The sequence below is a fragment of the Halorubrum zhoui genome (genome assembly GCF_051194155.1).
Taxonomy (GTDB): Archaea; Halobacteriota; Halobacteria; order Halobacteriales; family Haloferacaceae; genus Halorubrum.
The window spans coordinates 408,297-431,239 of sequence record NZ_JBLZNJ010000003.1 but is presented as its reverse complement, the minus strand read 5'-3'; the positions used below and the strand labels follow the sequence as shown (position 1 = coordinate 431,239).

Genomic DNA, 22,943 nt, shown 5'->3' with positions numbered 1-22,943 from the left:
TGGCATGTTTTCGTCGTTCTACGTAGCCCTCTTCAACAAGGGATTCTAGCCGGTTTCGTATAGTTCCGCGTGCCGGACTATATTCCTCTTCAAATTCAACCACGAGATCGGCAACAACGTAGCAACGATTTTCGACCATCTGGTCAAGAACTTCTTCCGGCAGTGGCGGTTCGGGGGGCCGAGGCACATCTTGTGACCCAACCCGACTCATATTATTATTGTCTATGAAGCGAGAGGTTTTTGGCCATCTGGGTAAGAACTAAGTTATTGGCCACATGGATAATAACATGTTAATGACTAACCTAGAGGCCGGTGGTGGATGCGATGAGTGCTTACAAGGTGAAATCCGATTAGAAATTAAAGAGACGAGACAGGGTAAGATTCTCACATATGCGGATAATGCCGCCCCGAGCGGCCTGCGAGGCATGACTGAAATGGAAATACAAGCTCATGGTCATATTACAGATCTCATCTCACGATTTAATACAGAAAGTGTCGAACCAGGATATGTTGGAAGTATGTATTTTGATGACTCTGGGCAGCCGGATATCGAATGGAACAGGGAAGATGCTCGAGCCGCCGCTGAAAATAGTATTTAGATGGAAAAATTGCCACATGGACAATCTGGTTTATGTAATATGGATGTCAAAAGAAAAGTATACAGAACCAAAACAAAACAGACTTCGGTAAAGCACTGAATCGATATTAGTGAGTTTAGAAACAAATGAACACAATATTTACCTATTATCTAGAGGCAATAGTTCGCAGCACCCCGATTTGGCCAGTAGCCACTTTTATAATAAACTCGGGTAAAGGAGACAGGTAAGATGGGTTCCGGCGAATCTACACAAGATATTTCTCCACAGTCGAGGGCGGAAGAAAACCCCAATAGAAATAATGCAGATATTGACTTTCGGTTTGAAGACAATCCCGCGATGGGTGAGTCCGGCGTGCCTCCACAATATCTGCTCTCAGATACAAATTCGACTCAAGAGTTGAACGAGTATCCAGAGATGAACTTCCGCCAACTGGCGGACAAGATTTCATGGTCGGATACAGCTCCCCTGACCCATGGCATTCATAAGCATCCTGCAATTTTTATTCCCCACATCCCACGGTATCTGATTAACACCTTCTCATCAGAACAGAACGAGGATGGGAACTGGCCCGTCATTCTCGACCCATTCTGTGGGAGTGGTACAACAGGTGTGGAGGCAAAGATAGCAGGGCGCGACTTCCTCGGCGTAGAGATAAATCCAGTATCAAAACTGGTCAGCGACGTCGCTACTACCCCAATTCCATACACTGTCCTTCGAAACACCAAAGATGAGATTTTTCAACGATTAGAATCGACTGAGGAAACATACTATGAGGAGTACGATGTCGATTTCTTGGACCAAACGAAGAAGTCTCACTGGTTCGAGGATTCAACAATCGAAGGGCTGACGACAATTCGGAAGGTTGTAACCGAATTTTTAGAGGACGAAGTGAACCTGATGGCCGGGATTGAGCCACGTGAACGGAAAGTGGTGGCCGATCTGGATACTGACAAACTCCTTGAAACGGCTGTCCCGAAATGGCTTATTCTTCTGATAGCCAACACGGTCTTTGATGTTTCAAACGCGGATCCGGAAGTCTCGAAGGCGCACAAATCGAAGAAGATGCGGAAGCGCATCGATAACGGGGAACACCCACCGAATGCTATTGAGCGATACAAGGAACACCTCGATCGTTCGGTTGCGAAACTTATCGACCTATGGAATGAGGTCTACCGTACGAACGTTCCAGGTGGCGCAAGTCAAACGGTAAATATCAAAGGGACGACCCAGTCGACTCTTCATAGCTTCTCGGATAACTGGCTCCCCCTAGAGGAAAACCAGTCGCACAAGGCCACCTCGAACATTCAGTTAGGAGACGCCCGCGAATTCGAATTTCCTGATTACGTTGAGGGTGTGGATATGGCCATCACATCTCCTCCGTACATTAATGCTATAAACTATTACAGGGGGACGAAACTCCGCTTGTTCTGGATCCATGATCTCCTAGAGGATACTACAGATGTGGACGCTGAAACCCTCCGTCGATCGTTCATCGGGACAAACTCGGCTACCATCAGCGACATCGAAAAAGAACTCCCGTTCATGATGAACGACCAGTGGGACGGGACCTGGGATGAATACGAAGAAACGTCTCTCCCCGAGCTGGACGACCACATACTGAACATACACAACGGCGATTTGACCGAAGCGAAAAGTCGTGCCTATATCACGTGGAAATTCTTTGCTGAGGACATGTTAGAAACGCTGACAAGTGTCTATCAGCACCTGAAGCCAGGTGCGTATTTTTTCTTTATTATTGGCGAGAACACTATCAGTGGTCGTCGGATACAAAGCCACAAATTCGTGGCGGATATTGCTCAAAATCTCGGAAAGTTCAATAGCCAGAACAAAGACATCCCAACAGACGCCGGATACCGACTCGCTGGGATGGCCTGGGACAAGATCACCAACCGTGACCTGTTCTATGGGAGAGACCATGGCAACGGAGTTATTGAACGTGAATGGGTCGTCATCCTACAGAAACCACGATGATGAACGAATCTAACATCGGCGGACTGCAGCTAGAGTTACTGTGTTTCATCGCCGATAAGTATGAGCCGGATGTATCCGCCCTACAGGAAGAGTACGAGCGTTGGCACGACACAAATATTGCATATCAAAGCGTGTACCAGGCTCTAGAACGACTCAACGACCTGGACTATGTAGAAAAAAAACCGATAGACGGACGCTCGAATTGCTATATGCTGACCACGAAGGGCGCAGAGTTGCTCGACACACACCGTGAACTTGTGCTTGCCCATACGCGTCAAGTCGAAGAAGCCCTAAACTGACGGCACAATTCTCTCTATATTAGCAGTCTTACAGGCTGTAGTCCGGATATCCACTAATACCCGAACATTTATAAATTTCTATTGTCTCTGCTTGTGTGTGTACCATAAGTATTCGTAGGGCACACTATAATGAGGTAGATTAAGAAATGAGCACTAACGATGAGCGGTCTGATGACGAAGCTTCGACTGACGACGAGGTACCGATCGACGTCTCTGACCAGGAACCGCCCGAAGAAAACGGCAGCAGTGTCGACGATACTCCTGACTTTGCCGACGACGACAAAATAACAGAGAAGGTCCCTATCAAGCGCGGGAACACGCTGAAGCGGATCCGTGAGGACTACGACGAGCCTTGGAAAGGGTCGATCCGGGAGGCACTTCAGAACGGTGGTGATGCCTTCGGTCGAAATAAGACTGAGGGCTTCCTCGACGAGGACGCGGAACTAGAAATCCAAATTCGTGTGGACACCACCCGGAAGACGTTCACATACGAAGACAACGCGGGGGGCATGAGCAAGGAGACACTAGAGGACAACCTCTTGGGTATTGACACCCCCGACGAGGACAAAGAGGCAGGCGAGGGCGCAGGCGCTTACGGACGCGGGTTCTACGTGGTCTCCATGTGCGGCGAGGGGAAAACCTACGTCGAGACCCGCCACGATGGCGAGCACTACTCTTCAACGGTCACAAACGTCGGGGAGTACAGTGAGCCGACAGAGCCCACCAACCCGAAGCTCTCTGACGAGCTCCAGGGAACGTACATCCACGTTGCAGGCGTCTTGGACCACGACATGGAGCTCCTGAGCGACTGGGAGGAAGTCGAGAAGGTGCTTCTGCACAGCTTCACGTTCCTTCTGCTCAGGGACGATGTGACTGTCGAGTACTATATTGATGGGGAGCGCCACATCCCGGACCCGCCTCGCCTCGACGAATACCTTGAGGAAGGGCAGCTCATCTACAAAGAAAAGCTGCCGGAGTTCTCCGCCGAAGGCGGCACGTACCAAGTTCGCGACCTCTACGTTATGCGGACGGATGTGCTGGACGATGACGAGGAGGTCCCATGGGAGGGTGTGGCGATGCTGAAAGGTAACAAGTACCTTGACCACCCTTTCATGACGGTCAAGGCGTACAAACCTCAGAACATCCCTTCAATCAAGAGCCCGCCCGAGATGATCGGTTGGTGCGACGCGAGCGGCCTGTGTCCCGATCTCGAAAACAACTCTCATACGTCGTTCCGCGGTAACGAGACTGACAGCGGGATCAAACCCATCTTGAACGAGCTCCATCAAGAGTACTTTAAGAAGGGCCGGACGACCGAAGAACGCCAAGAGCTCGCGTCAGACATTACGTCGTCCATCAACGACCTGCTGGCCGAGTATGAGGACTTCGACGACTACCAAGTCGAAGACGGTCAGATCACCGAACTCGGTGGGGATGAAGATGAGGGGCCTGGTGATGACACGCCCCCGTCTCCGCCGAGCAAGAACCTCATCAAGTGCCAGGTCGGGAAGCGCGAGTTCGACGTCGGGGAGGAGGTTCCTCTGGCTGTTCAGATCGAGAACCCCAAAGACGCCGAGAACGAACGGTTTGAGGTATATGACATTCAGGTCGGAGCAAACGACCTGGGCCTGAACCAGTCGCTCCCGTCGCGCGTCATCGAGGTGCCAGAGAACAAGCACCGAACCATCCCAATCAGTAAATTCCGACCCACAGAGGAGGGTATCTACTCATTCCGCGCGAGTATTCGCGCCCAACCAGAGGTTCTGGAACTCGACGGAGAAGACCCTGAGAAGCTTGACAGCTCTCGAGTCACGTTCTACGTTGGCGACGTCAAACCGAAGTCGCAAAAGACCGATAACAGCGAGAACGGTGGTGGAGATGAGCCCACGCGGATGTCTATTGTTCGCGACACCACATTCTACCCTGGTGAAGACGAGAGCTGGAAGGCCGTGGCTACCGAACACGGCGAAGGGGGGATCGACCTGACAATCAACATCAACCGGCGTGAGTGGGTCGCCGCCACCCGAATCAAAGACGACGAGGATCGTCGAGACAGGATCCAGAAGCGCCTCGGGACAGAGTGGGGGGTTGAGGAAGTCATCCTCCACCGCAACATCGACGCAATACATGAGCTCCTCGGCGAAATAACGGTCGACGGTGACCGTGCTGCGGAAGTGCTGGAAGAGATGATGAAGGACAGGGCAGAAAAGCTCGCCCTCATGGAATCGTCTATCGCAGACCAGTTCGATCTTGAATATGAGTCTTAATAGCAGCGGGGCACAAATCGCCTGTATGCCCGATCTACATTCGAAGATCAAAGAAGGAGACTACTCTATCGAGATCAAGGAGACGCGTGTTGGGCGGCTCGTAACGCTCAGCAAGGGCGGTGAGCGGACTCTCACGGAAGCCGAACATGATCAGCTGAGTACGCTTATCGACGAGTATAATGAATTGATCAAAGACCTCTTCGAAGCATACGAAGAGCATGAAGACGACGAGCTGGAACGGGCATGGGCGATGGGGAAACTCTACAAAGAAGAGGTAAAGGAGTCGGAGGAGCGGACGTTCAGCACTTTGAACCCGCTACTTCCGTTTACGAGTGAACACAACCGTAACGAGTACCTCTATCGTCGGTTTTACGAGATGTTTCCAGACAAGAACTACGAGGAGAATCACAACCTATCGATGATGACTGAGTTGGCGCAGCGTGCGAACCCAGAACAGGCCCGAGAGGTATACGACGAAACGTTGCGAGACTCTGACGAAGGGATGACCAAGGCCGAAGTTCGTGCGGCCTGGAACGACGAGGACCCGTTTGAACTGACTATAGAGGCTGCGGTGGAACGGGCCTATGAAGAAATGAGCAACCCCTCCGTCGAGAATATTGAGCACATCTACCTGCTCAGAGGTGTGAGTGGACCACCGTCCAGTGAAAAGATACAGACTGCATTAGATGGGTACGAATGAGACTATTTGCAGAGCTTGAACCAGCCGCGTACGAGGAGGTACAACAGCTCGTACAAGAGGGAAAATACGATTCAGTAGAGCAGTTTCTACGGGTCGCCGCACAGAATCAACTGGCCATCGAACGTTCCCAGGGAGACACAAAACAGTCCAATCAATCTACGAAAACCGAGAAATCTGGAGCCAGACACTGGAAATACAATCCACCAAATAAAGTTCCCACCGGAGCGCCATTCGACGATCAGCGAGACGAAATCCTCCTGTTTTCGCAGTATTATCGATTCTTCCCGCTGAAATGTGCGCTCTACAAGCTCGCCGGGCTGAGTGCCGATGCTGGTGGTGCAGTCTCGCTAAATGAAGCGAGAAAGTATATCGGTGAGGAGATCTGGCCAATCCGCGAAGCAATCGTTGACTGGGAAGAGCGCAACGATATCAAGAAGCAGAACCGAAAATCGACTGGGTTTCCAAAGGATAAAGATCAGTCGATGAAACGGTATCTGGACCACTATGTCGGAAAAGTCCAAACCCAGAAGGGGCAACCCGCTGGCTTTGGCCATGATCTCGGGTACGTCGCTTTCCAGGAGGATGGAGCGGATTGGAAGATCCAATTGACTTCGACGGGGTCCAAATTCGTTCAGATGGACAACCCGCTGCTGAGGAACGGCCCGGACGCTCCAACTCTGAGTGAGGAGGAGCAGGCATTCATAGTTGCTACCATCCGAAACGATCTGGATGAGGAATATCAGTTCATGAAGCACGTCTACAAGATCCTAGAGGAGGGAGAGGAATCCTACACCAACCATCTAGACAAGTTCCGTGATTTCCTAGAAGACTCGTCTGCCGTGGGAGACGACCCCTCTGACAACAGCGTGCGATCCAACGCTGGTGGTGCTATTAGCCGGATGGTCGAGCTCGGAATCTTAGAACGGGGGAGACGTCGAGGATGGTATAATACCAAACGTCATCCTGAAAAATACAACTCTGTGAATATAATCTAATAAATATTTATATCGTTATGTAATCTCCTCCTCGCGGTTATTCGACCCCTGAGCGCGCTGATGAACCCACGGAAACGGTCGAGGACGTCCGGTGGACTGTCGCGGGCATGGAAGGCTCCGACGACATCCCGACTACCAAAGAGGTCCGGTCCGCCCTCCAACTCTTCGCACACCCGAGTATGTGGGTCGTTACACAAGACGAAGATGGGTATCAGGTTACTACTGACTACTAAAACGGGTACAACTAGTCCGATCCGCTTGGGAAGTCGTTAACCCTCCTCCCACGACGACTGAGGCTTGATACTACATTCTGCCATTTAGAGCCAACTCACTTTCTCACGAGCGCGACGCTGCGCTGCTGGGCTATACGTACCCTTGTAATGGTCGAGGAATGTCTCTAAATCCTCCCACCCACCCCAATCAAGCACCAAAAGCGGGTCTACCTCTTTCTCGGCGAGTGATGTCGCCCATGTTCGACGTAGGTCGTGCGTCGAGAGGTACACCCAGCCTTGGTCGCCAGTCTCTTCGACCATCTGTTCACCGACGTTTTTTACCCAGCGGCGCAGTGACCGCGTCGACTGTATCGATAAGACTGAATCATCGGAGGGTGCGTCGCGAACGTCGCCAATAGTCTGGATAGTGGTTGCGAGATTCGCCGGCATGGGCGTTTCACGGTATTTTCCGCCTTTCCCGTCTGGTACCCGGAGCATCGGACCCGCATCTGTGCTAGCGACGTCCTGCGGAGCGACATCGATGATCTCTGCGGACCGCAGGCCGCAACGCGCCCCGAGCTCGAAGGCGACTCGGTGTTCGGTGTCGCTCGCGATATTGATCAGCTGCTGTACCTCCGCCTGGCTAAGCCACACTTTCTTGCCTGCCTCGTCTTCTTGGTGGTCCCGCAGATTCATCGTAGCGTCCGGTTATCTTGATAACCGGACATAAAGACGAGGTCTGTCCCCCAATTCGAGGCTATTCTGGGCTGATAGAAGCTAGATGCGTCCGGCTTCTCCCCAAGAGTCGGACGTAACTCCTAGCTTGATTCTGCTGATTGTAGTGAGGATGCGTTCCAATTCAGAGATCTGTTTAGTTGTTGTAACACCACTGGCATCGTGGCCCGTAAATTAATCATGTCTCATGTTGTAGTTCAAAATCAACCACCATCATGCCAGTACTTAATAAATATCAAGACGGGTCTGGTTATTACATCCGTGCTCGAGTCGAAGATGGTGTTATTACATATCATACGACCCCAAAATCTGATAGACTGTTTAATGAGCTTGGACTAACTGACGGGAGTTCTATCTCGTGGGGAATGCTCCGCGATCTCGATGAACGTGGAGACATCTATACAGGTGGTTCTGGTGCTGATTTCTCCAACAACGGGGACATGTCATTAGACTTGTCAGCGGAAAACAAACGCATCTATGAACGTTACTTGAGCGGTGAATCCCTCTTTGATCAGACCAACCAAATCAACAATGTGGTAAACGGATTTTTCACAGACAGGGACGACTTTCATAACACAGTCAGACGGTCAGAACTTGCTAACTCGATTGCTGAGAGGTTCATTGAGGAGAGCAATCCAAACCTGCTAACTTCGCTGGAATCATTCGATTCACAGCCCTATGAAATTCTGAATGTAACTGTTGAGGACTCAACGATATTATTCGAATTTTCCGTTTCAGATTCGATTGAACTCAATTGTCGCGACCTACGTTGGTCGTCAAAATTTGGAGACTTTGATGGTACCGTTAGCTACAGTGAATCAGAAGCCGCTGATTACTCATTCACTATTCAAGATGGGTATTTTATTCAGTGGAAGTCTTCTGCTGAATCATCTAATCATAATCAGCCAGTTGAGGACAGACATACCCGCGCATATAGAGTAGACTATGGGAAAAAAAGTGGCTTGGGATTTAATGAAAAGAACTGGACTGAGGTTATACGCAAATGCTTCTTATATGTAGATAGATATGATATCCTTCCTGACGAAAGAGGTGGACATAGGGGTCTTTGCTCGTCCAGCGAACTACCGGGAAAGGATATTTGGGTATACCCACATTCAACAAACAAGAGTTCAGCCAAAGGGGGTCCAGGCCAATTTGTTATTATTAACGAGATACAGGATATCCGGCTTCCGGGTATTAATGAGATTGGCTGGCATTTTGTTCGGTTAGATGATCAGTTGACAAAATCACAGGGTGGCAATAACATACTCAGTGGTCATCCAATTTCTCTCCTCACAAGTGATATATAATTATTGTTCACCAAATCTTCGCACCTGAGCATAGAGGCCGTTACACAGGGCGAAGACGAGTACCAGGTCACCAGTGACTACGAGAACGGGTCCAGCTAGCGCGGTCCCTCGGAGACGTTGTACAATCTCCTACCGAAGACGGGGACAGCTAACAAGCAGAGTGACCGATTTCGGCATTTCAGTTCCATCAAAACTGTCGAATTCGAGTATTACGGATGTCTCCCCTCTCCCCGGATCTGGGGATTCAACTGTTCCCCAGTCTTTCCCGAGATGTTTCCCGGTAGTAGCCCCGTGGGATCCCGACCAACTCCCCGGGGATTTCTGGGCCCTCCGAGAACCGGATGCCTCCGACCCCGCCCACCAGAGATGTTCTACTGTCCCTAACATGGCCGGTGGTAGCTAACCGAAGTATCGGGCGATTTCGGCGTTTGAGTCCCATCAAAAATGCTGAATTCGGATATTACGGGTACTCCCTATCCTCTGACTCTAGAGGCGCGTGCCACGTCCGATCCTTAACACGAGAGCCCTCGGATGTCCTCCGGGACTCCTGGCCAATTCTCCGGGCCGTTTCGGGCAGGGGCGCATACCGGCGGTATCCCGGTGACACCCCACTTCTCCCTCTCCTCCTCATTGGTCGGCAGTTGCTGAGTATAATATCGCTCGAATTCACTGCTTCACTCGGACCAGACCTGCCGAATTCGGATAATCAAAAGAACTCCTGCTCGTGCCCTTGATGTGGGAAGCGAATTCCTCTCGGTATCTTCCGGGGCTGTTCAGGGTCATATTCGAACTCCCGACCAATTCTGTTGAAGCGTCTTCTGGGGTCCCCAATCAATCCTCTCAGGGCGTTACCCGTGAAGCCCGGCGGACTCGGAGGCGTCGTCGACGACGGAGGGGGTGGGGGAGTTGAGGTACGGTTCGATAGCTTGGAAGGAATCCCCCCGACCTATATTACCACCGGGGATTCATCTTCTCCTCCACGAGCAACCGCCGGGCTAACCGCCGGCGAAGGTCTGGGAGCTAACGTGGCTGTAATCCGGATCACCTTTCTCCTCGTGGCGGCCTCGGCCGCACGATTCGAACTTCAGCTGTGCTCGATATGAATTGGTAAACAAGACCACTGTCGGTAAGTTGGCTGACGGAAGCGACTTGCCGAATATGTGCTCAGTCCGGGATCTTAGAGGGAACCGGTGATCGAACACGGTTGGGAAACTAATTTGTATTACGTCTCTAACATCCTACCTGGGTAAACTATGTCAAACGAGACCACTCGGGATAAGTACGAGTCGGAGCTAGAGGGACTCCTCCCGGACGAAGACGAATTAGCCATTACAGAAGAGTCTCAAGAGATCGTTGAAAAATCCGAGCAAGTCTCAGCCGAAGTAGACGAGTATATATACAAATCGCAGAATGAATCCTCGAAAAAGCAGCTAACGAATCGGTCTGATTCATAATGCCTAGCTGGGGCGAGGTTCTTGAAGAAATAAAAGAAAAAGCTAGTGATGCGGGTCCACACGATACGCTGCGAAGAGAGTACCTGAGCGAACTCGCAGATTACACCGAGCGGGATGTCATTCTTTACTCCAGTGGATGGACCCATCTGAGCAAGCCATCTGCTGACTTTTCTATGACTGATGGAGATATTCAGGGTCTGATGGAGGTCATCTATCAGCTAGAGCGGGACGACCTCGATCTTATACTCCACACTCCGGGGGGTACTCCCAGTGCTGCTGAGGCAATGGTCGACTACCTCAGAAAAAAGTATGAAGATATTCGGATTATTGTCCCTCATGCGGCGATGTCGGCCGGGACGATGATGTGCTGTGCCGCAGACGAGATTGTCATGGGGAAGCACTCGTCACTAGGCCCGATCGACCCACAAATTACTGTTCCAACTGCGACCGGACGGCGATCGGTGCCGGCACAGGCCGTTCTCACGCAGTTCGAACAAGCAAAAGAAGAAATCAAAGAGAATCAACAAAACCTGTCCCACTGGACACCAATAATCCGGCAGTATGGTCCGAGTCTGCTCACCGAATGCGAACAGGCTCTTAGCCTATCTGAAGAGTTGGTACTGAACTGGGCAGAATCGTATATGCTTGCCAACGAAAGTGATGCGAGTAGGAAGGCTGCCGAGTTGGCGAGTAGGCTCTCTGACTGGGAAGAATTTAAGACTCACTCACGCCCACTGAGCAAGGATACCGTAGAAGACATTGGCTTCAAAGTACAATCTCTCGAAGATGATCAGCAACTACAGGAGCTTGTCCTTTCGATTTACCACATCACGTCCCATACTCACGTTCATACAGAGACAGCTAAAATAATCGAGAATCATGCTGGCCGAGCATATATGTCTAGTTTAAGTAAGGATGAAAGAGGTGGCAATGGCGGTTCTGGGTCGGTATCACACGGCGGACTCCAACAGCCACCTCCGGGTCCACCACAACCGGATGACCGCGATTAGAATCAAGTAGATCTTCGTTCCATCTCAGTTGACCCGTACCGCTCGTCACTCCCGAATATCCTCGCCGCGTGTCGGACACTGTGCCGACCACATTTGGCCGTTGTAGTGGGCCACCGGTCAGAGCCACGCCACTAATCCCTGTGCGGCCAGATCATCGTCTTACGCCCGCTGCCGCGTGGCGTGAGCCGGACGCGGACCCGCTGCGGGTTGACCAAGTTTTGTGACCGGAATACGTAGCACCGACGCACTCGCAGGCGACTAATTAAACATCCAAGCCTCTAGACCGTCTGCTAACTTTGATCTGTGCTCCGCGAGGACCCCTCACTAGGTTCGATATCATCGGACTCTTCTTCCATCTCTAACGATGTTTCTTTAGCTCTCTCAAGCTTTGCTGACAGCTCCATGGGATCGGTTTTGTCAAGTGATTGTAACTCTTCCGTGGACAACCTACCGTGTCTAACTAACAGCCCAATTTCTTCCGGTAAGAGTACTTTCCCCTGCCTGAACCGGTCATGTACCTCATCAATATTTGGCTCCATTTCTATGTCAATATCCACTGATATTGATTTTATATCAGTAACACTTCTCCGATTTCTGGTTAGCAGTCAGAAGCGAAGCTTCTGACGAGACCCTCAACGAGCGAACCCCGTATGGGGTGAGCGAAGTAGGGTAGGGTAGTTTACTACGGATCCTTTGTTCAGCGGTAGGCTCGCAGTGCGGGCGTCTCGCTCACGCACGCCTCAGGGGGGTGTGTCTCGGAACCGTTCGATCAGGTGCGTGAATCCGTCCGTTTCTTCGAAGTCATCATAGTCGTCGTCAGCGCCGACAAGGAGCGTCACATCGTTCCCGTCGTTGTCCTCCCGCTTCGTGGCGGCGACGGCGTACGCGTCCCCGAGCGACGGACTGTACACTGCTTTCAACTCCGAGGCGAGTTTCCACACGTCGTCAATCGCGTATTCGGTTACACCCATCTGCTTGAGGTCCTCAATATGGGCGTCCGCTCGCTCTGGTGAACGCAATCGCGCTGCGACATACCGGAATTCTGCGAGATTGACCGTCGTGACGTACCCGTCAATTTCACCGTCGTAGACGCCGTCGAGAACGTCTTCAACAGCTCCTGCACCGGGCTCATCGAACGCAAACGCGATGAGCGGTTCGGCATCGAATACGACCTTCATTCGTCAGTTTCCGACCGGTCGCGTGGTGCGTCCAGCTTCTCGCTGTCCCGCTGGCGCTCTTCTCTGAGCATCTCAGTGGCCGTTCGTTCACCGTGCCCGGCCTCGGACGTAGCGAGGGCCCCTCGGATCTCAGACGGGCGTTTTACCGGTCGTATCACGACGTCTCCCCATTCGTTCTCGACGAATCGCACTCGCCCCGGTGTGTCGATGTGGAGCTGGTCCCGGAATTCTTTGGGAATCGTCGCTTGCCCCTTCTTCGTAACCGTAACCGTGGTTCCGTCTTCTGCGTCGCTCATGCGTACTGGGTAGCATCTAGTAATACTTCTACTTTTGTAATACATCTCTGGAATGCCGCCCACCGCCGGATCGGCACGCGTGTTCGGACAGACCGACGAACAGATCCCGGTTACGGTCGTCTGTGGACTGGCGTACGACGACGGAGCGGGCATCCCGAACTCGAGTGGAGTCGTCCGGCGTGGCCTCCGCACATCCATCCAACTCACGGCTCGTCTGACGGCTCGCGAGTGGTTTTGCGCACTTACGCTACCCACGCTGGGGCCGGCTGACCCGGAACCGACCGACCCGGAACCGACCGACCCGGAACCGACCGACCCGGAACCGGCCGAGCCAGCACCGTGTCAGCAGATCAGCGACCACCCCACCATGCTGTGGCGCGCGCCTCGTGAGCGCGCCGCAGGCGGGCTCGCGAGCGCGTGCGAGGGATGAGCGAGTCGCCGCAGGCGACGAGCGAATCGGCTGGGGAGGGTGTGGCGAATTAGTGTCCGGGTGTCGCGCAGTCGTGTTGGTCACACGGCCACAGTCGCATACGTACGGAATCGGCTGGGGAGGGTGTGGCGAATTAGTGTCCGGGTGTCGCGCAGTCGTGTTGGTCACACGGCCACAGTCGCTTCACCGGTCTCGCAGCCCGTTGAAACATGCACCGTCCGGGAATTGAACCCGGGCTATTAGCTTGGGAAGCTAATGTCCTACCACTGGACCAACGGTGCTCGAATGCTGATACCGAAGCACCACACTTCAAGTAATCGGTCGCGCGCTGTCTGCACCCAGCGACGACCACGGCGCGAACCGTCTTGTCTCCAGCGCACAGAGACGCGGTGTGACCGACGACGCCGATACGGTCGACGATCAAAGCAGCATCGACGACGGAGCGGTCGAGCGGGTGACCGCACAGTATCGCGCGCTCGCCCCGACCCTGGGCCGGACGTGGGCGACCGACGCGCCGTGGCGATTCCTCACCGATCTCACCGCGATCGGGAGCCGGATGGCCGGGAGCGACGGCGAGCGTGCGGCGGCGTCGCTCGTCGCCGACGCGTTCGAAGACGCCGGCGTCCAGGCCGTCCACACGGAGTCGTTCGAGCTGTCGGTCTGGGAGCGAGAGGACGCGACGCTGTCCGTGACGACGACCGGCACGGATGGGACCGACCGAACGCGCGAGTTTCCCGCGTTGGCACTGCCGTACACCCCGAGCGGATCGGTGTCCGGCGAGCTCGTCGACGTCGGCCACGGGACGCCCGCGGAGATCGACGCCGTCGACGTGACCGACGCCATCGCGGTCGCCTCGACGACGACGCCACCGGGCTCGCGGTTCGTCCACCGGATGGAGACGTTCGGGTGCGCCGTCGAGGCCGGCGCGGGCGGCTTCGTCTTCGTCAACCACGTTGACGGACAGCTCCCGCCGACGGGGTCGCTCACCTTCGGTGAGGAGGCCCCAGCGGTCGCAGTCGGCGTCTCCTCGGAGGCCGGCGGCTGGCTCCGTGAGTACGCTCAGAACACCGACGGACCGGCTGGGACCGCATCGCTGTCCGTCGACGCGTCGGTGCGACCGGGGACCTCACAGAACGTGGTCGGTCGGCTCGGTCCTGCCACCGAGGAGCGGCTGTTGCTGCTCGCACACTACGACGGCCACGACATCGCAGAGGCGGCACTCGACAACGGGTGTGGGATCGCCACGCTCGTGACCGCGGCGCGGATCCTCGCGGGCGCCGACCTCCCGATAGGCGTGGACGTCGTCGGCGTCGGCTGTGAGGAGGTCGGCCTCCTCGGTGCCGAACACCTCGCGTCGACTACCGACCTCGAGCGGATTCGCGGCGTCGTCAACATCGACGGGGCGGGGCGGTGCCGCGACCTCCGAGCGCTCACACACACCTCCGAGACGGCTGCGGCCATCGCACGGGCGGTGTCGACGGCAACCGGTCGACCGATCGGGTCGAGGAGACGCCCCACCCCTTCTCGGATCAGTGGCCGTTCCTCAGGCGGGGGGTCCCCTCGCTGCAGCTCCACAGCGACACCGACGAGCGCGGCCGCGGCTGGGGACACACCCACGCCGACACCCGCGACAAGGTCGATGACCGGAACCTCCGCGAACACGGGATGCTGGCCGCACTCGTCGTCGCCGAGTTCGTGGCGCCGGCCCGGTCGCCGGGGCGAGTCGACACGGAGACGCTCGCCGAGGCGTTCCGCGAGGCCGACTTCGAGACGGGGATGCGCGCTGCCGACCTCTGGCCGACCGAGTGGGCTTGACCCCTCCGAGGCGGTTCCTCGGCCGCTCAGCGCCGACCGCACTGCACCGTTATGACGACCGACTCGGCATCGGGGGTCGTCGGCGCTTGTGGGCGGTCGTCCGGTACCGCTCGAGCAGTCCGTCGATGACGTCGCGGTCGACGTCGAGCTGTGCGGCGATCGTCTCGGCGCTGTGTCCCTCGTCGACGCCGAGTCGCAACACGGGGTCGATCACGTCGTAGTCGGCACCGAGGTCCTCGGCGTCGCGCTGGCCCGCGACGACGCCGGCCGTCGGGGGCTTCTCGCGCACGAAGCGCGGCACGTCGAGCTCGACGGCGAGCGCCTCGACCTCCGTCTTGTAGAGGTGACCGATCGGGAGCAGGTCGGCCGCTCCATCGCCGTGTTTCGTCAGGTACCCGAGCAGCCGCTCGCTTCGGTTCGTCGTCCCACACACCAGTCGGTTCTCGGCGTTCGCCGCGAGGTACGCCATCGTCATCCGGAGCCGCGCGGTCGCGTTTCCGACGAGCGTCGGTCGGTCGTGGAGTTCGAACCGGTCCGGTGCGACACCCCCGAACTGAGCGAACAACGGCTGGAGGTGGATCGTATCGGATTCGATCCCGAGCGCGTCGGCGAGCGCCTCGGCGTCCCAGGTGTGATGCGCGCCCAGCTTCGTGGAGGGTTGGACGAGTCCGTACACCCGCTCGGGGCCGAGTGCCTCGACGGCGAGCGCTGCGGTGACCGTCGAGTCGAGCCCGCCGCTCAGGTTGACCACGACCCCGGCCGCGTCGGCGGACCCGACCGACTCGCGGAGGAACGACTCGGCTCGTTCGCGCGCCCTCGACGGGTCGACCCGTCGCGATCTGTCCGTCTGTCGGTCCGTGTCGCGATCCGTCTCCGTGCCGTCTCGCGTCGCCGTGTCCATGTCGAGTCGGCGTCGCGCCTGCGGCGGCTTAGGTGCTCCGTGGGTATTGTTTAAGGCGTTCGTTGGGCGGGTTCGGGCGCGGCCACGTCGGGTGGGTAATGAATCGATCACTGTTCGCCCGGCGACGACCCACACATCACCGTGGGAGGCCGGCTCCGGAGGGCCGAACCGAACGTTCGTCCACGGAGAACAGAATTATAGATATTTGCACGAGTATCGGACTGTATTCTCTGTGTAACAATATTAGGAGTTAATAACCAAACGTTTATTCATCAAACAACGCACGTGCTGTGTATGTCTCAGATAGCGTTGAGTTCGAGTCAGGAGCGAATCCTGACGTCGCTCGTGGACCTGGCCGAGGGGGGCGACGCCGTCGTCTGTGGCCGTCGAATCGCCGATGCGATCGACAGAAACCCCGGAACCGTCCGGAACCGCATGCAGAGCCTGCGGTCGCTCCGGCTCGTCGAGGGCGTCCCCGGGCCGGACGGCGGCTACCGCCCCACCGACGAGGCGTACGAGACGCTCGGTCGAGAGCGAACGTCCGATCCGGCGTCGGTTCCCGTCGAGCGCAACGGGAGCCGGGTCGAGTCGGTCACCGTCAGGGCGATCGACCTCTCGAGTGTGACCAACCCAGAGCTGTGTCGCGCCGAGGTCGTCCTCTGTGGCTCGGTCCGGACGTTCGAACGCGGCGATCGGGTGCGGGTCGGGCCGACCCCGAGTGCTGGTCTCCGGCTCGTCGGCGTCGTCGACGCGGCAGACGTCGATGGGAACGCGCTGATGCTTCGTGTCGACTCGATGGAGACCGTCCCCGAGGACTCGACGGCCGTCGTCGACGCCACGGCGGACTCCTCGGAGTCCGTGAGCGGCCGGTCGGCGAGCGACTGACCCCCGCGGTCAGCGATACAGCGCCCGGGGCCAGCGAGGGCAGTCACCGCCTCGACGCGTCGGCCGCGTTCGCGACCCGCGCACAGAGCGCGTCGGTGACGGCGGCGGCTCGACCGGCGTCGCGGTGTCGCGCCCCGAAGGCGTCGCGGGCGCTCAGGGCCGCCGTCTCGTCGACGTCGAAGGTGATGCCCGGGTACGAGACGTCCCACAGCACGAGCGGCGTCGCGGGCGCAGGACCGACGCCGTACTCGCCGGGGACGGGCTCCGGCTCGAGGAGCCGGTCGAGGAGCGACGAGTCCGCGACCCCCCGTGCGACCCGCGTCGCGGCCGCGACGAGCCGCCGAACCAGCGCTCGCGGGAAGCCGTCGGCACCGACCTCGACGTGCAGTACGTCGCCCGAACGCGTCACCGTCGTCCGCACGTCGCGGACGGTTCCCGTCTCGTCGGTCGTGAGATTGTGGAAGTCGTGTTCACCGGAGAGCCGGTCGAACGCGGCTACGAGCAGGTCCTCGTCGATCGCGGGTTCGTCGTCGGGGAGTCCCCCGACGGGCGCGTACAGGTGGTAGCGATACGTTCTCGCGGTCGCGTCGTGGGTAGCGTGAAACGTCGCCGGGACGTCGGCGGCCGCCCAGACGCGGATCGCGTCCGGAAGCGTCGCGTTGAACGCGCGGGGACTGAGCCACGTCGGCGCGTCGAACGCCACGGTCTGTGCGACCGCCGAAACGCCGGCGTCGGTTCGTCCGGCCGCGGCGTACCCCGGTGGCGTGGCGTGTGTGGGTCCATCTCCTGGGTCGAGCACGTCGTGATCTGCGAGGGCGGCGAGCAACGTCCCCTCGACCGTCTTTGCGTGCGGCTGTCGCTGGAAGCCCGCGTACGGTCGGCCGTCGTACGCGACGCGGTACGCCCGCATCAGCTTACGCCTCTGTATCGCGTATCGGCACGGTGCACACCGGCACCGGTACGGTGCGCACGACGTGTGCGGTGACGCTCCCGAGGAGGAACCGTTCGAGGCCGGTTCGCGCGTGGGTCGGCATCACGACCACGTCGGCGTCGACGTCGTCGATCGCGTTCGCGATGACCCGACGGGGGTCGCCACGGACGACGGTTCCGTCGGTGTCGACGCCGGCGGCTTCGAGGGTCGTCGTGACCGATTCGACGCGACGTTCGGCGCTCGACTCGATTCGGTGGGCGGCCGCGTCCGACCACGAGGCCGAGCGCGCGCCCGGCGGGACGTCGACCGCGCTGACGACGTGGACCGTCGCAGCTGACGGCCGCGCGAGTCGCTTCGCGTGCGGGATCGCGTCGGTGGCGACGCTCTCCGGTGCGACCGGGAGGAGGACGTGCTCGTACACGACTCAGCCTGTGCTCGGTGGGCGCAAAACGCTACCGGCGGGTTCCTGGACGGGACACGACCACAGCGTGGGCTGGTACCCATCCGGCTGGGATGGGCAGCGTTTTCCGCGGGGCGACCCTGCTGTGACGTATGGGACGAGACGTGTCCACCCCCGAGAATCCGCAGGTAACACTCCACACGAACCACGGCGACGTCGTACTCGAGCTGTTCGCGGAGCGCGCACCGCGCACCGTCGAGAACTTCCTCGGACTGGCCCGTCACGACCCGGCGGCAGACGCCGAGCCCGCCCCCGACACCACCACCTGGGAGGACCCGGAGACCGGCGAGGTGCGCGGCGACTCGCTGTACGCCGGCGGCGTCTTCCACCGCGTCATCGACGACTTCATGATCCAGGGCGGCGATCCGCTGGCGTCCGGTCGCGGCGGCCCCGGCTACCAGTTCGACGACGAGTTCCACGACGATCTCACCCACGACGGACCCGGGATCCTCTCGATGGCCAACTCGGGACCGAACACGAACGGCTCGCAGTTTTTCATCACGCTCGCGGCGACGCCACACCTCGACGGCAAACACGCCGTCTTCGGCCAGGTGGTCGACGGGATGGACGTCGTCGAGACGATCGGCTCGGTGCCGACCGACCGCCAAGACGCCCCGCGCGAGGCGGTCTCCATCGAGCGCGTCACCGTCGACGCATAAACTCAGCCCTCGACGGTCGTCTTTACGATGCTGACTGGCGCGGTCGACTGCCGTGACACGCGCTCTGTCACCGACCCGAGTAGCTGCCGGTACTCTCCCGAGTGCGCTTTCGACCCCATCACCGTGAGGTCGACGGCTTCCTCGGTGACGTATCGCAGGATCTCCTCGTGAGGCGTGCCGTAGCCGAGGTGCGTGACGACGTCGACACCGGCGCTCTCGGCGCGGGCCGCGACCGCGTCGAGCGCCGTCCGCCCGGTGTCTTCGAGCGTCTCTTCGGCGCCCTCGGCGCCGCGGACGAACTCGTCGCCCGGGTAGGCGTTGACGACGTCCATATCGACGACGTACAGGACGTGAAGCGTCGCGTCGTAGCGGTCCGCGGCGTCGATCGCGTGGTCGGTCGCACGGTCGACGCCCTCGGTGCCGTCGGTCGGGAACAGTATCGTATCGTACATACCACACGTTTCGGCCGAATCCCGCATAAATCGTCCGCCTGGTTCTCGCTGGCACGGAGTCTGCACCGCCGCCGACCGGGCTCCCAAACCATTAATCGCTCCGGGCGGCGACGGTGGCTATGACCGAAGCCGCCGACCGCGTCTTCTGTAACGGTGCGGTCCACACGCTCGCCGACCCCGACGAGACCGTCGACGCAGTCGCCGTGCGAGACGGCCGCGTCTGCCGGCTCGGGACCACCTACGACGTCGAGTTCCTGGTCGGCGTCGACACCGACGTGGTCGACCTGGCGGGTCGAACGCTGCTCCCGGGGTTCGTCGACGCACACACGCACCTCACGACCGTCGGGCGCTCGCTCGTCCACGCCGACCTCGGTGTTGCCGACTCGCCCGCGGACGCGGTCGACCGTCTGGCCGAGCGTGCCGCCGCCGTCGACGCGGCCGATCCCGCCGAATCGGTGCCGAGCGCTCCTTGGGTGCTCGGGTACGGGTACGACGAGTCGACGTGGACCGACGACCGGTACCTGACCCGTGCGGACCTCGACCGCGTCTCGACGGACCGACCCGTCGCGGCGTTCCGTGAGGACATGCACGTCGCGGCGATCAACGAGGTCGCACTCGAGCGGTTCGCGGACGCCCTCGCGGCTGCCCCGTCGGGGACCGTCCAGACGGACGCCGACGGCGACCCGACGGGGGTCCTGTTCGAGGCGGCCATCGACCCGATCTACGAGGCGGTCGAGCCAGGCGTCGAGGGAACCCGTGCGGAAGTCGAGGCAGGACTCAGGCTGTGTCGCGAGCGGGGGATCACGGCGTTTCACGACATGGTCCGCGACTCACACGCACCGCGGGTGTACCGCGAACTCGAGGCGGCGGGCGAGCTGACCGCTCGGGTCCGGATCAACTACTGGACCGACCACCTCGACGCGGTGCAGGCAGCGGGACTGCCGACGAACGCGGGGTCGGCGTTCGTTCGGACGGGCGCGATCAAGTCGTTCTCCGACGGGAGCTTCGGCGGCCGGACGGCGAAGCTCACCGAGCCGTACGCCGACGCGCCAGGGGAGACCGGCCAGTGGGTCGTCGACCCGGACGCCCTCGGCGAGTGGGTCGCCGCCGCGACCGACGCTGGTTACCAGTTCACCACCCACGCCATCGGCGACGCGGCCGTCGACGCGGTGCTCGACACGTACGAGACCGACGCGGTCGACGACCCAGGGACTGCCCGTCACCGGATCGAACACGCCGAACTCGCCGGCGACGCCGCGATAGAGCGGCTCGCCGAGACGGGGGTCGTCGCCAGCGTGCAGCCCAACTTCCTGAAGTGGGCCGGCGACGGCGGCCTCTACGAGGCCCGGCTGGGGTCCGCACGCACCGCCCGGACGAACCGGTACCGCGACATGCTCGACGCGGGAGTGCGGCTGGCGTTCGGCTCCGACGGGATGCCGATGGACCCGTTGTACGGCGTCCACTGTGCGGTCACTGCGCCGGCCGAGTCTCAACGACTCACCGTTACCGAGGCGCTCCGGGCGTACACCGCCGGTGCGGCGTACGCCGGCTTCGACGAGGATCGACTGGGCGCGCTCGAGCGAGGCACGTGTGCCGACTTCGTGGTGCTCGAGGAGTCGCCGTGGGACCCGGCGTCGGCGATCTGTGACGTCGACGTGGCGATGACGGTCGTCGACGGTACGGTCGTCTACGACGCGCGGTAGGGACTCACCGTGTGGACGCCCGGCGGACGACTCACGCGGGTTCCCGCAATCGCTGCCCGAAAACGTTAGTTATTAATCGTGTAGTTCGTACGTCGCGTATGGCAGAGATAGCCATCGAGTACGCCTCCGGCAACCGCCTCCGCTCTGAGGCAGAGACGGCACGACGCCTGATCGACGCCTACCTCGGTGACCGTCCAGACGTCGACGCCGTCACTCTCTCGCCGTCCGCGGAGTCGGTGTTCTGTGTCAGCGTCGAGGGCGACCGCATCTGGTGTACGAATCCCCGCGAGTGGATCGACTCGATGGAGGCGGTATCGGCCGCCAGAACCCGCCTCTCTGAGGGGGCCTGAGCGAGCCGGCGACCGGCTCGGGCCCCGCACTGACGGAAGACGACCGCCGCGGGTCACGCAGCCGCGTGAGCGAAGACGAACGCGCGGAGGAGTCGTCCGGCGAGGGCCGCCGCCTGGCCGTCGTCGCGGTCGTTCACCTCGACGACGTCGAATCCCGCGGCGTGCGGCGCGACTGCGCGAACGAGGTCGCGGACCACTCGCGGGTGAAGCCCGAACGGCTCCATCGTCCCGGTACCGGGCGCGAATCCGGGGTCGACTCCGTCGACGTCGACCGAGAGGTACGCCGTCTCGCCGGCGAAGCGGTCGTCGCCGGCGCGGTCGTCGACCCACGCGCGCGCCTCCTCGGGCCCGACCACGTCGACGTCCGTGTCCGCCGCCCGGTCCCACTCGGCGGCCGAGCCCGTCCGAGCGCCGACGACCACGACGCGGTCGACCACCGCGAGCGCGCGTCGGGTCACGCAGGCGTGGCTCCAGCGGTTGCCGTCGTACGCCTCCCGCAGGTCGAGGTGGGCGTCGACGACGACGAGGACGTCCGGGTCGACGGCCTCGACGCCGGCGTAGGTGACCGTGTGTTCGCCGCCGAGCAAAAGCGGCACGGCGCCGTCGAGCCGGACGCTCCGGAGTTCGGCGGCGAGGTGGTCGAGGTACGCGGGGACGTCGTCCCACGGTGCCACGTCGCCGGCGTCGTGGACGCCGAGCGCCGAAAAGTGCGTCTCGGTGTGGTGGTCGTAATCGTCGTGAGCCGCGGCGAACCGTCGGATGCGGTCGGGGCCAAAGCGGGCCCCCGGCCGGAAGGTCGTCGTGACGTCGAGGGGCGCGCCGACGACCGTGTACGCCGCCTCGTCGCGGTCGGCGTTCGCGCCCGGGAACATCTGTGCCGGCTAGACGACCTTCCGCTGACCCTCGTACTCGAGGTACTCGATCGTATCGTCCGAGGCGAACGACTCGCCCTCGGGGATGCGCATCGTGAACGTCTCGTAGGTGTCGAGGTCCATTACCTGTGCGTCGTCACCGGAGACGGAGACGACCTGGCCCTGCTTCCGCTCGATGATCGGAACCCACACCTTCGCGTCGACCGGCTGCGAGAGCGAGCGCTTCTTTTCGTCGAAGACCCCCTTCCCCTCGACACGGGCCTTCGCGCTCCCGTGTTTTCCGGGTTTCGCGGTGCTGTAGTGGTTGATCTTGCAGGGCGAGTCGTCCATCATGACGTAGCTCCCCTCTTGAAGTTCTCGGACCTGCTTCTGCTCTCGCGGCATACTCCGGATTCTTCGGGCGCAGGTATAAACGGTACGGAACCCGGCGGCGTCCGT

23 protein-coding genes, 1 tRNA gene and 1 pseudogene are annotated in these 22,943 nt (G+C 59.3%); 14 read left to right on the top strand and 11 right to left on the bottom strand.

The annotated features are described in order from the left end of the window. Positions 1 to 293 precede the first annotated feature (293 nt). The 6 genes from ACNTAO_RS06345 to ACNTAO_RS06320 all read left to right on the top strand — a co-directional run bounded on the left by ACNTAO_RS06345 (position 294) and on the right by ACNTAO_RS06320 (position 6,852). Positions 294 to 599 (top strand): hypothetical protein, encoded by a 306-nt coding sequence (locus tag ACNTAO_RS06345; RefSeq protein ID WP_435161124.1) that lies wholly within the window; start codon positions 294 to 296, stop codon positions 597 to 599. Between the two features lie 228 nt (positions 600 to 827). Then, on the top strand, positions 828 to 2,591 hold the full coding sequence (locus ACNTAO_RS06340) for a DNA methyltransferase (RefSeq protein ID WP_435161123.1): 1,764 nt from the start codon (positions 828 to 830) through the stop codon (positions 2,589 to 2,591). Continuing rightward, the gene (locus ACNTAO_RS06335) at positions 2,588 to 2,890 is read left to right on the top strand and encodes a winged helix DNA-binding protein (protein WP_435161122.1); all 303 of its coding nucleotides are present in this window, start codon (positions 2,588 to 2,590) and stop codon (positions 2,888 to 2,890) included. The genes ACNTAO_RS06340 and ACNTAO_RS06335 overlap by 4 nt, the downstream gene beginning before the upstream one ends. Before the next feature lie 146 nt (positions 2,891 to 3,036). Further along, positions 3,037 to 5,157 (top strand): ATP-binding protein, encoded by a 2,121-nt coding sequence (locus tag ACNTAO_RS06330; RefSeq protein WP_435161121.1) that lies wholly within the window; start codon positions 3,037 to 3,039, stop codon positions 5,155 to 5,157. A 25-nt stretch (positions 5,158 to 5,182) separates the two neighbouring features. Beyond that, on the top strand, positions 5,183 to 5,857 hold the full coding sequence (locus tag ACNTAO_RS06325) for a hypothetical protein (RefSeq protein WP_435161120.1): 675 nt from the start codon (positions 5,183 to 5,185) through the stop codon (positions 5,855 to 5,857). Then, positions 5,854 to 6,852: a hypothetical protein gene (locus ACNTAO_RS06320; RefSeq protein ID WP_435161119.1), complete on the top strand. Its 999-nt coding sequence runs from the start codon at positions 5,854 to 5,856 to the stop codon at positions 6,850 to 6,852. Before ACNTAO_RS06325 ends, ACNTAO_RS06320 begins: the two co-directional genes overlap by 4 nt. 317 nt (positions 6,853 to 7,169) lie before the next feature. On the opposite strand, the gene ACNTAO_RS06315 is transcribed toward ACNTAO_RS06320, so the two are convergent. After that, positions 7,170 to 7,760, bottom strand: a complete 591-nt coding sequence (locus ACNTAO_RS06315; RefSeq protein ID WP_435161118.1) for a tyrosine-type recombinase/integrase — start codon at positions 7,758 to 7,760, stop codon at positions 7,170 to 7,172. 254 nt (positions 7,761 to 8,014) lie between these two features. Here ACNTAO_RS06315 and ACNTAO_RS06310 point away from each other — a divergent pair, with 254 nt between their 5' ends. Together ACNTAO_RS06310 and ACNTAO_RS06305 are read left to right on the top strand one after the other, a co-directional pair. Then, entirely contained in the window at positions 8,015 to 9,109 is a 1,095-nt protein-coding gene (locus tag ACNTAO_RS06310) for a hypothetical protein (protein WP_435161117.1), read from the top strand. A gap of 1,453 nt (positions 9,110 to 10,562) precedes the next feature. Next, positions 10,563 to 11,573: an SDH family Clp fold serine proteinase gene (locus ACNTAO_RS06305; protein WP_435161116.1), complete on the top strand. Its 1,011-nt coding sequence runs from the start codon at positions 10,563 to 10,565 to the stop codon at positions 11,571 to 11,573. Between the two features lie 290 nt (positions 11,574 to 11,863). Here the strand turns inward: ACNTAO_RS06305 and ACNTAO_RS06300 are convergent, their stop codons facing one another. The 3 genes from ACNTAO_RS06300 to ACNTAO_RS06290 form a co-directional block, all read right to left on the bottom strand. Beyond that, positions 11,864 to 12,130 carry a hypothetical protein gene (locus tag ACNTAO_RS06300; protein WP_435161115.1) on the bottom strand — a complete coding sequence of 89 codons (267 nt, stop codon included), beginning with the start codon at positions 12,128 to 12,130 and terminating at the stop codon, positions 11,864 to 11,866. Positions 12,131 to 12,313: 183 nt separating this feature from the next. Continuing rightward, the gene (locus tag ACNTAO_RS06295; RefSeq protein WP_435161114.1) at positions 12,314 to 12,751 is read right to left on the bottom strand and encodes a PIN domain-containing protein; all 438 of its coding nucleotides are present in this window, start codon (positions 12,749 to 12,751) and stop codon (positions 12,314 to 12,316) included. Beyond that, a complete protein-coding gene (locus tag ACNTAO_RS06290) occupies positions 12,748 to 13,047 on the bottom strand; it encodes an AbrB/MazE/SpoVT family DNA-binding domain-containing protein (protein ID WP_435161113.1) in 300 nt (99 codons plus the stop codon). Before ACNTAO_RS06290 ends, ACNTAO_RS06295 begins: the two co-directional genes overlap by 4 nt. A gap of 52 nt (positions 13,048 to 13,099) precedes the next feature. Between ACNTAO_RS06290 and ACNTAO_RS06285 the strand changes: the two genes are divergently transcribed. Next, a complete protein-coding gene (locus ACNTAO_RS06285; RefSeq protein WP_435161112.1) occupies positions 13,100 to 13,477 on the top strand; it encodes a hypothetical protein in 378 nt (125 codons plus the stop codon). 210 nt (positions 13,478 to 13,687) lie between these two features. Here the strand turns inward: ACNTAO_RS06285 and ACNTAO_RS06280 are convergent. After that, a tRNA-Gly gene (locus ACNTAO_RS06280) sits at positions 13,688 to 13,758 on the bottom strand. 110 nt (positions 13,759 to 13,868) lie between these two features. Here ACNTAO_RS06280 and ACNTAO_RS06275 point away from each other — a divergent pair. Then, positions 13,869 to 15,292 (top strand): annotated as a pseudogene (locus tag ACNTAO_RS06275) (M28 family peptidase). Between the two features lie 49 nt (positions 15,293 to 15,341). Here the strand turns inward: ACNTAO_RS06275 and ACNTAO_RS06270 are convergent. Beyond that, on the bottom strand, positions 15,342 to 16,193 hold the full coding sequence (locus ACNTAO_RS06270; RefSeq protein ID WP_435161111.1) for an NAD+ synthase: 852 nt from the start codon (positions 16,191 to 16,193) through the stop codon (positions 15,342 to 15,344). A gap of 294 nt (positions 16,194 to 16,487) precedes the next feature. Here ACNTAO_RS06270 and ACNTAO_RS06265 point away from each other — a divergent pair, with 294 nt between their 5' ends. Beyond that, on the top strand, positions 16,488 to 17,078 hold the full coding sequence (locus tag ACNTAO_RS06265; protein WP_435161110.1) for a TrmB family transcriptional regulator: 591 nt from the start codon (positions 16,488 to 16,490) through the stop codon (positions 17,076 to 17,078). 43 nt (positions 17,079 to 17,121) lie between these two features. Here the strand turns inward: ACNTAO_RS06265 and truA are convergent, their stop codons facing one another. Together truA and ACNTAO_RS06255 are read right to left on the bottom strand one after the other, a co-directional pair. Beyond that, positions 17,122 to 17,988, bottom strand: a complete 867-nt coding sequence (truA, locus tag ACNTAO_RS06260) for a tRNA pseudouridine(38-40) synthase TruA (RefSeq protein WP_435161109.1) — start codon at positions 17,986 to 17,988, stop codon at positions 17,122 to 17,124. A 4-nt stretch (positions 17,989 to 17,992) separates the two neighbouring features. Beyond that, positions 17,993 to 18,430 carry a universal stress protein gene (locus ACNTAO_RS06255; protein WP_435161108.1) on the bottom strand — a complete coding sequence of 146 codons (438 nt, stop codon included), beginning with the start codon at positions 18,428 to 18,430 and terminating at the stop codon, positions 17,993 to 17,995. Positions 18,431 to 18,561: 131 nt separating this feature from the next. Between ACNTAO_RS06255 and ACNTAO_RS06250 the strand changes: the two genes are divergently transcribed. Further along, positions 18,562 to 19,128, top strand: a complete 567-nt coding sequence (locus ACNTAO_RS06250; RefSeq protein ID WP_435161107.1) for a peptidylprolyl isomerase — start codon at positions 18,562 to 18,564, stop codon at positions 19,126 to 19,128. Between the two features lie 2 nt (positions 19,129 to 19,130). On the opposite strand, the gene ACNTAO_RS06245 is transcribed toward ACNTAO_RS06250, so the two are convergent. Then, complete coding sequence (locus tag ACNTAO_RS06245) at positions 19,131 to 19,580, bottom strand: universal stress protein (RefSeq protein WP_435161106.1); 450 nt, start codon at positions 19,578 to 19,580, stop codon at positions 19,131 to 19,133. 119 nt (positions 19,581 to 19,699) lie between these two features. Between ACNTAO_RS06245 and ACNTAO_RS06240 the strand changes: the two genes are divergently transcribed. Both ACNTAO_RS06240 and ACNTAO_RS06235 read left to right on the top strand, forming a co-directional pair. Next, on the top strand, positions 19,700 to 21,283 hold the full coding sequence (locus ACNTAO_RS06240) for an amidohydrolase (protein WP_435161105.1): 1,584 nt from the start codon (positions 19,700 to 19,702) through the stop codon (positions 21,281 to 21,283). 98 nt (positions 21,284 to 21,381) lie between these two features. Further along, a complete protein-coding gene (locus tag ACNTAO_RS06235) occupies positions 21,382 to 21,633 on the top strand; it encodes a SelT/SelW/SelH family protein (RefSeq protein WP_435161104.1) in 252 nt (83 codons plus the stop codon). A 53-nt stretch (positions 21,634 to 21,686) separates the two neighbouring features. On the opposite strand, the gene ACNTAO_RS06230 is transcribed toward ACNTAO_RS06235, so the two are convergent. Together ACNTAO_RS06230 and ACNTAO_RS06225 are read right to left on the bottom strand one after the other, a co-directional pair. Beyond that, a complete protein-coding gene (locus tag ACNTAO_RS06230; RefSeq protein ID WP_435161103.1) occupies positions 21,687 to 22,505 on the bottom strand; it encodes an arginase family protein in 819 nt (272 codons plus the stop codon). 9 nt (positions 22,506 to 22,514) lie between these two features. After that, the gene (locus ACNTAO_RS06225; RefSeq protein ID WP_435161102.1) at positions 22,515 to 22,889 is read right to left on the bottom strand and encodes a translation initiation factor IF-5A; all 375 of its coding nucleotides are present in this window, start codon (positions 22,887 to 22,889) and stop codon (positions 22,515 to 22,517) included. Positions 22,890 to 22,943 lie beyond the last annotated feature (54 nt).

Excerpts from the sequence above, each read along its gene's own strand:
- truA (WP_435161109.1), bottom strand. The coding sequence starts at position 17,988 with ATGCGGGCGTACCGCGTCGCGTACGACGGCCGACCGTACGCGGGCTTC.
- ACNTAO_RS06240 (WP_435161105.1), top strand. The coding sequence starts at position 19,700 with ATGACCGAAGCCGCCGACCGCGTCTTCTGTAACGGTGCGGTCCACACG.
- ACNTAO_RS06305 (WP_435161116.1), top strand. The coding sequence starts at position 10,563 with ATGCCTAGCTGGGGCGAGGTTCTTGAAGAAATAAAAGAAAAAGCTAGT.
- ACNTAO_RS06290 (WP_435161113.1), bottom strand. The coding sequence starts at position 13,047 with ATGAGCGACGCAGAAGACGGAACCACGGTTACGGTTACGAAGAAGGGG.
- ACNTAO_RS06310 (WP_435161117.1), top strand. The coding sequence starts at position 8,015 with ATGCCAGTACTTAATAAATATCAAGACGGGTCTGGTTATTACATCCGT.
- ACNTAO_RS06265 (WP_435161110.1), top strand. The coding sequence starts at position 16,488 with ATGTCTCAGATAGCGTTGAGTTCGAGTCAGGAGCGAATCCTGACGTCG.
- ACNTAO_RS06345 (WP_435161124.1), top strand. The coding sequence starts at position 294 with ATGACTAACCTAGAGGCCGGTGGTGGATGCGATGAGTGCTTACAAGGT.
- ACNTAO_RS06285 (WP_435161112.1), top strand. The coding sequence starts at position 13,100 with ATGCCGCCCACCGCCGGATCGGCACGCGTGTTCGGACAGACCGACGAA.
- ACNTAO_RS06245 (WP_435161106.1), bottom strand. The coding sequence starts at position 19,580 with ATGTACGATACGATACTGTTCCCGACCGACGGCACCGAGGGCGTCGAC.
- ACNTAO_RS06330 (WP_435161121.1), top strand. The coding sequence starts at position 3,037 with ATGAGCACTAACGATGAGCGGTCTGATGACGAAGCTTCGACTGACGAC.
- ACNTAO_RS06270 (WP_435161111.1), bottom strand. The coding sequence starts at position 16,193 with ATGGACACGGCGACGCGAGACGGCACGGAGACGGATCGCGACACGGAC.
- ACNTAO_RS06335 (WP_435161122.1), top strand. The coding sequence starts at position 2,588 with ATGATGAACGAATCTAACATCGGCGGACTGCAGCTAGAGTTACTGTGT.
- ACNTAO_RS06235 (WP_435161104.1), top strand. The coding sequence starts at position 21,382 with ATGGCAGAGATAGCCATCGAGTACGCCTCCGGCAACCGCCTCCGCTCT.
- ACNTAO_RS06320 (WP_435161119.1), top strand. The coding sequence starts at position 5,854 with ATGAGACTATTTGCAGAGCTTGAACCAGCCGCGTACGAGGAGGTACAA.
- ACNTAO_RS06340 (WP_435161123.1), top strand. The coding sequence starts at position 828 with ATGGGTTCCGGCGAATCTACACAAGATATTTCTCCACAGTCGAGGGCG.
- ACNTAO_RS06230 (WP_435161103.1), bottom strand. The coding sequence starts at position 22,505 with ATGTTCCCGGGCGCGAACGCCGACCGCGACGAGGCGGCGTACACGGTC.
- ACNTAO_RS06315 (WP_435161118.1), bottom strand. The coding sequence starts at position 7,760 with ATGAATCTGCGGGACCACCAAGAAGACGAGGCAGGCAAGAAAGTGTGG.
- ACNTAO_RS06325 (WP_435161120.1), top strand. The coding sequence starts at position 5,183 with ATGCCCGATCTACATTCGAAGATCAAAGAAGGAGACTACTCTATCGAG.
- ACNTAO_RS06250 (WP_435161107.1), top strand. The coding sequence starts at position 18,562 with ATGGGACGAGACGTGTCCACCCCCGAGAATCCGCAGGTAACACTCCAC.
- ACNTAO_RS06295 (WP_435161114.1), bottom strand. The coding sequence starts at position 12,751 with ATGAAGGTCGTATTCGATGCCGAACCGCTCATCGCGTTTGCGTTCGAT.
- ACNTAO_RS06225 (WP_435161102.1), bottom strand. The coding sequence starts at position 22,889 with ATGCCGCGAGAGCAGAAGCAGGTCCGAGAACTTCAAGAGGGGAGCTAC.